Below are 12,286 nucleotides of genomic sequence, written 5' to 3'. Positions count from 1 at the left end.
TTTTATTAAGGCTATATGACTTAAGGTCTATTTAACGTTTTGTGCATGAAAAAATAGGGTATGGTCTGATATAATTGTCTTAATTAAAATGCACAGAAAGAGGTGAAGTTTATGAAAATTGCTAGCTTGATGCAAAGCGGCATGTTGGATTTTGAGGGACGCAAAAAGGTATTACAACGCAAAGAGATGGGTGAGGCATATAAAAGAACGGCACAATTTGCTAAGGCAAGCCAAAACCCAGTTCTTGTGGCGTTAGAAAATTTGCTGTCAGGTAAAACAGAGAAGGATTTACTAGCAGCAGACGCAAAAGCGAATGATACACAGCAAAGGCTAGAGACACCTGAAGCGCAAGCGCAATTACGCCACCTACAAATGACAGAGAGCGAAGTAAAGGCGCATGAGCAGGCGCATAAAGCGGCGGGAGCAAGCGTCACAGGGCCAATTTCATACACATATACGCAAGGTCCAGATGATCAGCTTTATGTAAGTGGTGGAGAAGTGTCTATTCAAACACCTACGACAAGCTCTGACGAGGAAACAATAAAAATATTAGAGCAGGTACGTCAAGCGGCATTGGCACCTGCACAGCCATCTCCACAGGATTTGCGAGTAGCTGCGAGCGCAGCAGCACAGATTCAACAAGTGCAGACAGGGCTTGTTGCAGAGCTGGAGCCACATGAAGAGCCCCCATTTGTAAACGAAGACTTAACTTTCGATGTGCCTGAGCAATTTACAAATGATGTAGAGCGTAATGCGACAGCACCAACGATTTTCGGTAAGGAATTAGAAAATATTATTACACAAAGAACGTTTAATAAAGCAAAGATGCAGTACCAAAGCCATATTGAGATGGTGAAAAACGGCTATCTTGCGATTGAAGAGCCAACATTTTCAAAAATTGCGTAAACATAAAAGTTGTTCTAGTATGTATGCTAGAACAGCTTTTTTTATCATAATTTAAATACCCATTGAATCATGATAAAGCCTCAGAGTAATTGATATATGCTAAAAGGGAGGGTGTAAAATGGCAAAGAAAACAGCTAAGACGAATGCCGTTCGCATCATTGAACAACAAAAGATTCCGTATGAGGTGTTGGAATATACGGTGGAGGAAGGCGGTGCAATCGATGGTGTGACAGTTGCGCAAAAAACAAATCAACGAGTAGAAACGGTGTTTAAGACGCTTATTGCCACAAATGGCAAAGGGCAATTTTATGTTTTTGTCATTCCTGTAGCAAAGGAATTAAACTTAAAGGCAGCAGCAAAAATAGCAGGTGAGAAAAAAGTCGAGCTCATTGCAGTAAAGGAGTTACTAGGCTTAACAGGCTATATTCGTGGAGGCTGTTCACCAGTTGGCATGAAAAAGCTTTTCCCAACATTTATTGATGCATCAGCACAGCAGCTACAATTTATGATTGTCAGTGCAGGGAAAATTGGTATGCAGATGAAGCTACTACCACAGCATTTATTGGAAGTTGTCAAAGCACAATACGGTGAATTGACGATGTAAAGTATAAGAAAGAAGGCAAATGATATGCGGAAAAAATTTGCATGGCAGTGGACATTCTTTTTTGTCGGTTTAACTGTCATGTCATTAGGGATTTCTTTAACGATTAAAGGGAAAGCGTTAGGAACAAGCCCGTGGGATGTATTACATATTGGTTTATTTAAGCAATTTGGCTTAACGATTGGTACATGGTCTATTTTGACAGGGCTTATCATCGTTGTAAGCACCTCATTATTTTTAAGAAGATGGCCGAAAATAGCAACATGGTTAAATATGCTATTAATTGGTTCTTTTATTGATTTATTTAACTGGCTGCTACCATCAACATCTATTTTTATGTGGGAGCTGTGCTATTTTATCGCAGGATTTTTTGTCATGAGCATTGGCTGTGCCTTATATATTTCGGCGAATGTCGGAGCAGGTCCACGCGACACGATTATGATGATTATTGTTGAACAGTTTGGCGGTTCTGTGCGTTTAGCAAGGACGATTATGGAAGTATTTGCAGCGGCTGTTGGTTGGCTGCTCGGTGGTCCAGTTGGTGTAGGGACAGTTATACTTGCACTAGGCTCTGGACAAATTATTCAATGGGCATTGCCTTTCTTTAGAAAACAACTAGCGCAATTGATTGGCGAGCCAAATATGTTAAAATAGATTTACATTACACGAAGGGATGAAGTGCTTTGTCAAAAATATTAGATACATTTTTACAAGAAAATTTACAAGCGTTGCATGAGCAAGGATTATATAACGAAATCGACCCTGTAGAAGGCGCAAATGGTCCGATTATTAAAGTGCGTGGCAAAAATTTAGTTAACTTATCATCAAATAACTATTTAGGTTTAGCAACAAATGATGAATTAAAGAAAGTTGCAAAGGAAACAATTGATGTATATGGCGTAGGTGCAGGTGCTGTACGTACGATTAATGGTACGCTTGATTTGCACGTGAAGTTAGAGGAAAAGCTAGCAGAGTTCAAAGGAACAGAGGCAGCAATTTCTTATCAATCAGGCTTTAACTGTAATATGGCAGCAATTTCAGCTGTGATGGATAAAAATGATGCGATTTTATCAGATCAATTAAACCATGCTTCTATTATTGATGGCTGCCGTTTATCAAAGGCAAAAATTATCGCATACAACCATTCAGATATGGATGACTTACGTGCAAAGGCGAAGGCAGCGAAAGAGTCAGGTCTTTACAATAAAATTATGGTTATTACAGACGGTGTCTTTTCAATGGATGGCGATATCGCTAAGCTACCAGAAATCGTTGAAATTGCAAAAGAGTTTGATTTGATTACTTATGTGGATGATGCGCATGGCTCTGGTGTAACAGGTAAAGGAAAAGGCACAGTGAAGCATTTCGGCTTGGAAAATGAAATCGACTTCCAAATCGGTACATTATCAAAGGCAATCGGTGTTGTTGGTGGCTATGTAGCTGGGAAGAAGCAATTAATCGACTGGTTAAAAGTGCGTTCTCGTCCATTTTTATTCTCAACAGCATTGCCACCAGCGGATGTTGCAGCAATTACAAGTGCAGTACAAATGATTATCGATTCAACAGAGCTACATGATAAGCTGTGGGACAATGGTGATTACTTGAAAAAAGGTTTATCGGAGTTAGGCTTTAATATCGGTGCATCCGAAACACCGATTACACCATGTATTATCGGTGATGAAAAATTAACACAAGAATTTTCAAAGCGCCTATTTGAAGAAGGCGTTTACGCAAAATCAATTGTTTTCCCAACAGTACCAAAAGGAACTGGTCGTGTGCGTAACATGCCAACAGCAGCACATACAAAGGAAATGCTAGATGAGGCATTAGCGATTTATGCGAAAGTAGGTCGCGAATTAGGTGTAATTCAATAAGCGCAACAAAAGGCTGCCGGAAAAATAGGTAATAAACTACCTACTTTTTTGGTAGCCTTTTGTATATAGCTTAAAGCATATTTATGTGTAAGGAGGTGCGGCTAAATGAAGCGGATAATGAAAGGGTTTTTGATTTTTTCAATTTTAGTATTGATTGGCTGTGAACAGGAGAAAATAGTTGAACAGATGCCTCCACTATCACCTACAGAACAGTTTGTGCTGGAGCAATTGATTAATAAAAATGGGCTATTGCAAACAGATATGCAACAGCAAAAGAAGGTGTTTTTATCTGAATCCGTCGGACTGTGGCTAACCTATTTGCTAGAAAATGAATGGAGTTATACGAAAGAGCATCATCCTTTCGTATAACTCCATTTTTATTTCAATAGTAAATATTACTTTTGAATAATATTATAGTGGTTGGGTATTATGGATTACATGTGTTTTATCCTATTTCATAATGATTGAAACTATAGGATTATTTTAGGGGATTTTTGAGAAAAATTGTGATTTTTTAACCTAATTTTAACCTTTGCAAGCTATGCTAAGTTTCAATTCGGTAACAGTGCATCTTTTTATATTGGAATTTACAGGTAAATCATACTTTGAAATATAATTGCATATATCAATTAAGTCTTCATTATATATTTATAAAAGGAAAAATATTACTTATTTTGATTTCAATAATAAAGAGAGATGTTTAGTTGAAAAGAGATGAAGGGAGATTTTTATGAATAATAAAATGGGCAGTAAATACTCTATATTTGCTGACAAAATACAATCGAAGCAGGCGGTAGTTGGTGTGATTGGTCTCGGTTATGTCGGATTACCTTTAGCAATTGAAGCTGTCAACAATGGGTTTTTTACCATTGGTTTTGATAATAACATCGATAAAATTAATAGTTTGAATCAAAGAAAAAGCTATATTTCAGATATGCTCTCTAACGATATAGCAACAGCATTAGAGAGTGAGCGATTTATAGCAACAAATCAATTTGAGCGATTACAGCAAGCTGATATTATTGTTATTTGTGTACCAACGCCTTTAAATGTCGACGGAAGTCCGAATATTTCGTATATAGAAGACGCTGTTATCCAAATACAACGCTATATGACGAAAGATACATTACTTATTTTAGAGAGCACAACATATCCAGGAACGACAAGGGAAGTTATTTACCCAATGATTGAGCAACATAGTTATACAGTGGGGGAAGATTGCTTTATCGCTTATTCTCCTGAGCGTATTGATCCGGGGAATCAACATTTTAATGTAAAAAATACACCAAAAGTCGTTGGAGGATTAACTACAAGCTGTACATGGCTAGCAAGGCTATTTTATGAAAATGCATTGCAAACGCAAGTACACTGCGTTTCGACACCGGAAGTAGCCGAAATGGAGAAGCTACTTGAAAACACATTCCGCCAAGTGAATATTGCTTTGATTAATGAGCTAAGCAAAGTATGTCATGCGATGAATATTGATATATGGGAAGTTGTGGATGCGGCTGCTACAAAGCCCTATGGTTTTATGCGTTTCACTCCAGGACCAGGGGTTGGCGGGCATTGCATACCAATCGATCCTAAATACTTACTATGGATAGGGAAACAATATGGTGTGCACACATCACTAATTGATACCGCTGATAAAGTGAATGCATCAATGCCACAATTTATCGTATATCGATTAGCAAACTATTTGAATATGCTACACAAGCAGTTAGCAGGTGCAACGCTAGTCGTTATTGGTGTGGCATATAAGCCGAATGTTGATGATGTACGCGAATCACCTGCACTTGCTATTATTCAATTGCTTAAAAATATGAATTGCAACATTCAAATCGTTGATCCATTTATGACAGATATACCTACCGTTTTATTAACACCTGAGCTTGTTCAGCAGGCAGATGGAGTTTTGATTTTAACAAACCATTCCAATATTGATTATGAAATGATCGATATTCATGCGAATTTTATTTTCGATACTCGTCAAACAAACTACTTATTCCAAAATGGAAATTACTATAAATTGTAAGGGGTGTTATTTATGAAGAAATGGCTACTTTATAGTATAGTGCCTATTTTATTTTTAATAGGTTGTCAGTCAAAAAATGGAGAGGGAGCTGTTCAGGCAGTAGAACCTTCAATTGAAGTGGAGGCATCTGATGGAACACTAAGCGATGTAATTCGAGTATCTAACACCCTAGAACCAAAAATAGGACTTACATTTAACGGCTTAGCAGACGAAGACACAATGATGAAAATATTAGATGAACTAGACAAACATAAAATAAAAGCAACTTTCTTTTTAGAGGGAATGCGTGTGGCAGAAGAGCCGGAGCTTGCACAGGAAATTATAGCAAGAGGGCATGAAGTGCAAAATGGTACCTTAACATTTCAGGATATGTCAACGCTAGATTATGAGCAAACATATAAAGAAATCTTTTTAGCGAATGAAATTTTTGATAAGCATTTACACTATACACCACAATATGTGCGCAGCCGCTCAGGCGATGCAACAGAAAACATGCGTTTAGCAGCCGCTACACTAGGGTTAAAGGCGGTTATAGAATACTCGATTAATCCACAGGATAGAAAAATGCAAAGCGCAGAGGACCTTGTAGCATATATTGAGCGTTTTTGGAGTAGTGGTGCTGTCATTCATTTGAACACATATATTAACCCAGCTGTGATTGAGGCGATTCCGTTATTAGCAGAGAAAGCGAATGAAAGAGGCTATACGCTCACGACATTATCAGAAGTGTTAAAGGATCAGTATACATTGCATGAATTAGAGGAAATCGAAGGCTATGATGCCATTCAAATGAACGCGAATTATGAAGATGTAGAGCCATATATTTATTATCGAAAAAATACAACAAAAAAGGAAGTTGCTTTAACCTTTGATGATTGGGCAAGCGAGGAAAGAACAAAGGAAATTCTAGACATATTACGCAAATACGACATTAAAAGTACATTCTTTTTAATCGGAAGTGGTGTGGAAAAGGATCCGCATTTAGCAAAGCTTATTTTAGATGAGGGGCATGAGGTTGCAAGCCACTCCTACTATCATCGAAATATTACTGAAATGACGCCTGAGGAGCTTCAAGAGGATATTGTAAAAACACATCGTGCACTAACATATGCCTTGCAGCAATCGCCATTATTATATTTTAGGCCAGCGCAAGGCGTGATTGATGAAAAATCCGCAAAGGTAGTCACAGCAACAGGAATGAAGGCTATTGCTTTATATGATATTGCGTCATTTGACTGGAAAACAGACTACACTGTACAAGATATTTATAACCGAATTATGGAGCGAGTAGCACCGGGGAAAATTATTGTGATGCATGTGTTGGATGGTACGGAAACAGTGAATGCATTGCCGTTAGTTATTGAGCAATTACAGCAGCAAGGCTACACATTTGAAAAGCTCTCGACATGGATAGAACAATATGCAGAAGAAGGTGTGGATTGATGACAATAGAAAAGGAAGTGTTAATGACTAAACGACCGGATCGGCGTATTTTATCAAATATTCCCGACCCGGAAAATATGCGTAGCTTGATAGACCGAAGAGGGGCTAGTTATCAGCAAGCTGAGGTAGATGTTGCGGATGTTAATGAATTGTTTCGCTTACAGTCATTAAGCTTACGCTATATTACAAGATTCCCTGTAAAGGTTTCAAAATTAAAATCGGCTATAAAATTTTATTCTGAGGACATTTCTGTTACGGGGATTTTAATTTATTCAGATACAGCAAATGTTTTTGAATGTGATGAAATTTTAACATTAGCATTTAAAATTCCTGGCGGTGCAATGCCTGAGGGCTATGAGGCAAACGTTAAGCTAAAGGGTAAGATTATTCGTACATTTACAAAGGAAGTAGATGGAGAAACACGCTATTATTATGCCTGTGAATTTTTACAGTCGCTGAATCAATATATGCAAAAAAAGCGCTGGGGTCTATCCATTTTTGTTGCAAGCCTCGTATTATTGCTTGCAACATTAACAGTAATGCTGATGCGTGCAGAAAGTGTTATTTATTTCAAATTTAATAAATCTTTATATTTATATAGTTTAATTGCGGCCGCATTTTTAATTAGTCGCTATGTATTTGGCATGTTTTATCGAAATGTTCGCATTAACCCACAGTATGAGCCTGCTGTATCCATTATTATTCCTGTATTTAATGAAGAGAAGTGGATTCAGCGAACAATTTTAAGCTGTATGAATCAATATTATCCAGTTGATAAATTGGAGGTCATTGTTGTTGACGATTGTTCGACAGATGATACGAAGCGAAAGGCGGATGAAATAGCAGAGCTCATTCATCAAGAGGGGGAGCGCTTTAAAACGAAGGAGCGTTTAATCGTGCATCAATTGCCTCAAAATGGTGGCAAGCGTGAGGCATTAATAGCAGGTGTGCATATGGCAAAGCACGATTTAGTCGTGTTCGTTGATTCTGATAGTTTTTTAGAGCCAAACGCGATTCGCAACTTAGTGCAGCCTTTTCAAGATGAAAAAATGGGTGGCGTAGCAGGGCGCACTGAGGTAGAAAACAAATTTACAAATGCCTTAACGAAGCTCCAAACGGTTCGATATTATATTGCATTTCGCATTATGAAGGCAGCAGAGTCATGGTTTGATGCAGTGACATGCTTATCTGGTCCGCTTTCTTGCTATCGCAAAGACCTTGTTTTACAAAATGAAGAAGCATGGCTCAATCAAAAATTTCTCGGTCAGCCAGCAACATTTGGTGATGATCGTAGCATGACGAACTATATTTTAAAAACGCATCGTACGACATATCAGGATAATGCTGTATGCTCAACGATTGTACCATCTGATACGAAGTCGTTTTTATCGCAGCAGATGCGCTGGAAACGTTCATGGCTAAGAGAATCATTGCGTGCTTTTACATTTATGTGGAAAAAGGAGCCGTTTATGTTCCTCTTCTTCATTATTGGCTTAATCGTGCCAATTGCTGCACCTATTGTCGTTGTATATAACTTAATATGGGTGCCGATTACGCAAAGTATTTTTCCTCGAACATTTTTGTTAGGGCTATTGTTAATGGCAATGCTAATGAGCTTAGCACATCTTTATTTTAGAAGAAGTAAGCTATGGTCATTTGGCTTTATTTTTGTGCTATTTTATGAGTTTGTTTTACTATGGCAAATGCCTGTTGCTTGGGTCACATTTTGGAAATCAACATGGGGCACGAGAGAAACACCACAGGATGTATTAGAGCGAGAAAAGAAATTGGAAAGAAAAGCTCGTCGCAAGAAAAAATGGGCTTTTAGAAATGCAGGTGAGAAAAATGAGTAAAAAGGGTGTTGCATTAAATCAAAAATCGAAAGAGCGCAAAAAGGTTATTCGAACGATTATTCAAGCGGTAATTGTTGTTTTTCTAGCTTTTATTTTAATACGTGCTGTCTTTTTACTTAACAAATATGAAGATACAGCTTTTGCTACATCAAATGGAGATGGCTTTATCGCTCTGTCTTATTTCGGTGTGAGCCGAGGAGAGTCACCGAAATATGTAGCAAAGGCTGAATTGGAAAAGCAATTAACATTGTTGGCGAAGCAGGGCTATACAACGATTTCTCAGCAGGATATCATTGATTTTTATGAGCAAGGCAAGCCCTTACCTGAAAAGGCCTTGTATTTATCGTTTGAGGATGGGCGTACAGATTCAAGTATTTTTGCACAAAAAATATTGGAAAAGCTCAACTATCGCGCAACGATGTACACATATGCAAATAAAATGGATACGAAAGATACAAAATTTTTAAAGCCTAATCATTTGAAGCTCATGCAAAACAGCGGCTATTGGGAGCTCGGCTCAAACGGCTATCGCCTAACATACATTAATGTTTTTAATGATGAAGGGAAGTCATTAGGCATGATAGATGAAAACGATGTGCCAGACAAAATGACAATCGAGTACTATAACCATTATTTAATGGATTTTATTCGTGATGAGTATATGATTCCGACAGAAACACGAGCGGAGCTAGAACAGCGTATTGCAGGGGACTATGGGCTAATGCGTGATATTTATACAGAGACGCTTGGAGAAGTACCACAAGCATATGCGATTATGCATGCAAATGCGCTGTATAATAATATGGATCGACTCGTTGAAAAGGCGAATGATCAACATATTAAAGAGCTATACAAAATGCATTTTAATTTAGAGCTAGATGCTTATAACGAGGCGGATGCTGATATTTATAATTTGAGTCGCTTGCAAGTTTCCCCCTATTGGCCAACCAACCATTTAATGATGAAAATTCAACAATCGAGCAAGCAAAATGTGGATTTTGCTATCGGTAACGAGAAGCATGCAAAGCAGTGGACCTTAGCAAATGGCGCAGCAGAATTTTTGGATAATCAGCTTATTTTAACGTCAGAGCCCTCTGCACAAGCGACATTATTTTTAAAGCAAGAGCTACCTACTACTTATCAATTAGAATTCGATTTTTATGGCAATGTTGTTGGTGAGCAATCGCTTTATGTGAAGGCGGACGATGGGAGCTATATGCGCATTATGCTGAAGGACAACGAGATGGTTGTATTAGAAAAGCAGCCGAATCAAACAGAGGCTGAGGTGCAACGCTATCCGCTGAAGGAAATAGAGTGGAGCGGTGAGGATTATGCCTTTAATAAGGCGACTGTCTATTCTTATTATGATACACAACAAGGCTCTCGTATTGATGAGGAGGAATATCCTCGCAATTTAAAAAACCGCCGCCATTTTGAGCTACAGGTAGGGCAAGGGGAGCTGCAATTAATAGTCGATAATGAGCCTATAGCAACAATTGCAATGAATGAGGCGATTCAAAGTACACAAATCGGTTTCGGTGCAGCTTATTCTAAAAAGGATACATCGCATGAGCAATATACAGATGATATATACGATACAGTGGTGGAGGACATTGAAATAACAGATAAAGCAGGAAAAGTTCTTTTCTCAAATCAATATACTAAAATGGCAAAGGCTGAGCATAATGTTTCCACATGGTTTAATGGTGTCGTAGATTTCTTCATTGAAACGTTTTAATAGTGTTTAGCTATGTGCATCGTTCATTTTGAATGGAGTAACTAATAATTTTCAGATGATGCGCAAATAAATGGGGGAAAACGCAAATAAATCAGAGAAGCCGCAAATAAATCGGGGAAAGCGCAAATAAATCGAGAAACTCGCCAATAAATTAGGGAAGTCGCAAATAAATTGAGAAACTCGCCAATAAACCGGGGAAGTCGCAAATAAATCGAGAAAGTCGCCAATAAATCGGGGAAAGCGCAAATAAATCGAGAAACTCGCCAATAAATTAGGGAAGTCGCAAATAAATTGAGAAACTCGCCAATAAACCGGGGAAGTCGCAAATAAATCGAGAAAGTCGCCAATAAACCGGGGAAGTCGCAAATAAAACGAGAAAGTCGCCAATAAACTGGGGAAGTCGCAAATAAAACGAGAAAGTCGCCAATAAATCGGGGAAAGCGCAAATAAATCGAGAAACTCGCCAATAAATTAGGGAAGTCGCAAATAAAACGAGAAACCCGCAAATACATCAAAACCTCCACAGCACAAATTTTTAAACCTCTCTAGGACGCATTTATTGTTGCTATGACATAAATAATAGTTCTTGTAGATGAAGACTGTTTGAAAAGATATTCCTTTCAAACAGTCTTTAATTTTAAAAAATATGAAGTGCGGCAATGCGTTGCATCGCTTCACGTAAGCGCTCCTCCTCAACTAAAAGCCCAACACGCACATAGCCTTCCCCGAATTCCCCAAAGCCTCGCCCATTGGCAACAGCAACATCCGCCTCATTTAATAGCAAATCGGTAAATTGCTCACTTGTATAGCCTTCAGGCACAGGAAGCCATGCAAAAAATGAGCCTGCGGGAGCCTTCACTCGCCAGCCAATTTTTGCTGCCTCCTCAACTAATACATTGCGCCTGTTTTCATAAGTTGCACGCAACTCTTCAACAACGGTTTGCTCCATATTGAGCGCATGTGCCGCAGCATGCTGAACTGCTGGGAAGAGGCTACAAAATAAATGATCCTGTAGCAATTCAATCGCCTCAATTATTTTGGCATTACCTACTGCAAAGCCAATACGCCAGCCAGCCATATTAAATGTTTTTGATAATGTATAAAATTCAATACCAACCTCTTTAGCTCCCTCTATCTGTAAAAAGCTAATTGGCTTTTTGCCATCAAAGCCAATAGCACCATAGGCGAAGTCATGTGCAACAGCAATTTGATGCTTTTTAGCAAAGGCAACCGTTTCCTGAAAGAAGTCATAAGTTGCCATCGCCCCTGTTGGATTGTTAGGATAGTTAAGGTAGAGAAGCTTTGCTCGTGCTTTAATGTCATCGCTTAATAAATCATAATTAGGCAAAAAATGATTCTCTGCTTGTAGCGGCATTGTGGCAAATTGCACATCAGCAAGCGCTACACCTGATAAGTAATCTGGATAGCCTGGATCAGGTAGCAGCATTAAATCACCAGGATTCATGATGGCAAGTGGTAGTTCAACAAGCCCGATTTTTGTACCACCAACGATTGCGACCTCTGTTTGTGGGTCGATAGATACACCATATTCACGCATGTAAAACGCTGCTGCTGCCTCGCGTAGCTCCGCAATGCCACGAAAAGGTGGATATTTATGCGTCACTGGGTTTTCAGCAGCTTGCTGCAATGCCTCAATAGTATGTATAGGTGTTGGCTGATCAGGATTACCTTGTCCTAAATTAATGATATCGCGCCCTTCAGCGATAGCCGCGTTAACCTTTTGCACAAGCGAAGCAAAAAATTGAGGCGGTAACTGCTGTAGTTTTTTTGAAAATTCCATGCAATCCCCTCGTTTTCTGAATATAATAAAAATAT

General features: G+C 38.6%; 10 protein-coding genes. 9 read left to right on the top strand and 1 reads right to left on the bottom strand.

Translation table 11 applies throughout. From position 1 onward, the window contains the following. Positions 1-111 precede the first annotated feature (111 nt). The 9 genes from M3Z76_RS11040 to M3Z76_RS11000 all read left to right on the top strand — a co-directional run bounded on the left by M3Z76_RS11040 (position 112) and on the right by M3Z76_RS11000 (position 10,450). Positions 112-906 (top strand): putative metalloprotease CJM1_0395 family protein, encoded by a 795-nt coding sequence (locus M3Z76_RS11040; protein ID WP_293926705.1) that lies wholly within the window; start codon positions 112-114, stop codon positions 904-906. Positions 907-1,024: 118 nt separating this feature from the next. Beyond that, positions 1,025-1,510: a Cys-tRNA(Pro) deacylase gene (gene ybaK, locus M3Z76_RS11035; protein WP_293926707.1), complete on the top strand. Its 486-nt coding sequence runs from the start codon at positions 1,025-1,027 to the stop codon at positions 1,508-1,510. A gap of 24 nt (positions 1,511-1,534) precedes the next feature. Then, positions 1,535-2,161, top strand: a complete 627-nt coding sequence (locus M3Z76_RS11030; RefSeq protein WP_293926709.1) for a YczE/YyaS/YitT family protein — start codon at positions 1,535-1,537, stop codon at positions 2,159-2,161. Between the two features lie 29 nt (positions 2,162-2,190). Next, positions 2,191-3,381 (top strand): glycine C-acetyltransferase, encoded by a 1,191-nt coding sequence (locus tag M3Z76_RS11025; protein WP_293926712.1) that lies wholly within the window; start codon positions 2,191-2,193, stop codon positions 3,379-3,381. A gap of 105 nt (positions 3,382-3,486) precedes the next feature. Then, positions 3,487-3,750: a hypothetical protein gene (locus tag M3Z76_RS11020; protein WP_293926715.1), complete on the top strand. Its 264-nt coding sequence runs from the start codon at positions 3,487-3,489 to the stop codon at positions 3,748-3,750. Positions 3,751-4,111: 361 nt separating this feature from the next. Beyond that, positions 4,112-5,416, top strand: coding sequence for a nucleotide sugar dehydrogenase (locus tag M3Z76_RS11015; RefSeq protein ID WP_293926718.1), 1,305 nt, complete (start codon positions 4,112-4,114; stop codon positions 5,414-5,416). 12 nt (positions 5,417-5,428) lie between these two features. Beyond that, positions 5,429-6,859 carry a polysaccharide deacetylase family protein gene (locus M3Z76_RS11010; protein WP_293926720.1) on the top strand — a complete coding sequence of 477 codons (1,431 nt, stop codon included), beginning with the start codon at positions 5,429-5,431 and terminating at the stop codon, positions 6,857-6,859. Further along, a complete protein-coding gene (locus M3Z76_RS11005) occupies positions 6,859-8,712 on the top strand; it encodes a glycosyltransferase (protein WP_293926722.1) in 1,854 nt (617 codons plus the stop codon). Before M3Z76_RS11010 ends, M3Z76_RS11005 begins: the two co-directional genes overlap by 1 nt. Continuing rightward, complete coding sequence (locus tag M3Z76_RS11000; protein ID WP_293926724.1) at positions 8,705-10,450, top strand: polysaccharide deacetylase family protein; 1,746 nt, start codon at positions 8,705-8,707, stop codon at positions 10,448-10,450. Before M3Z76_RS11005 ends, M3Z76_RS11000 begins: the two co-directional genes overlap by 8 nt. A 637-nt stretch (positions 10,451-11,087) precedes the next feature. Here M3Z76_RS11000 and M3Z76_RS10995 read toward each other — a convergent pair. After that, a complete protein-coding gene (locus M3Z76_RS10995) occupies positions 11,088-12,251 on the bottom strand; it encodes a pyridoxal phosphate-dependent aminotransferase (RefSeq protein WP_293926726.1) in 1,164 nt (387 codons plus the stop codon). Positions 12,252-12,286: the final 35 nt, after the last annotated feature.

The organism is Metasolibacillus sp. (genome assembly GCF_025291715.1).
GTDB classification, from domain to species: Bacteria; Bacillota; Bacilli; order Bacillales_A; family Planococcaceae; genus Metasolibacillus; species Metasolibacillus louembei.
The sequence above is the reverse complement of the archived record's forward strand: the minus strand, read 5'-3'. Positions and strand labels throughout refer to the sequence as shown.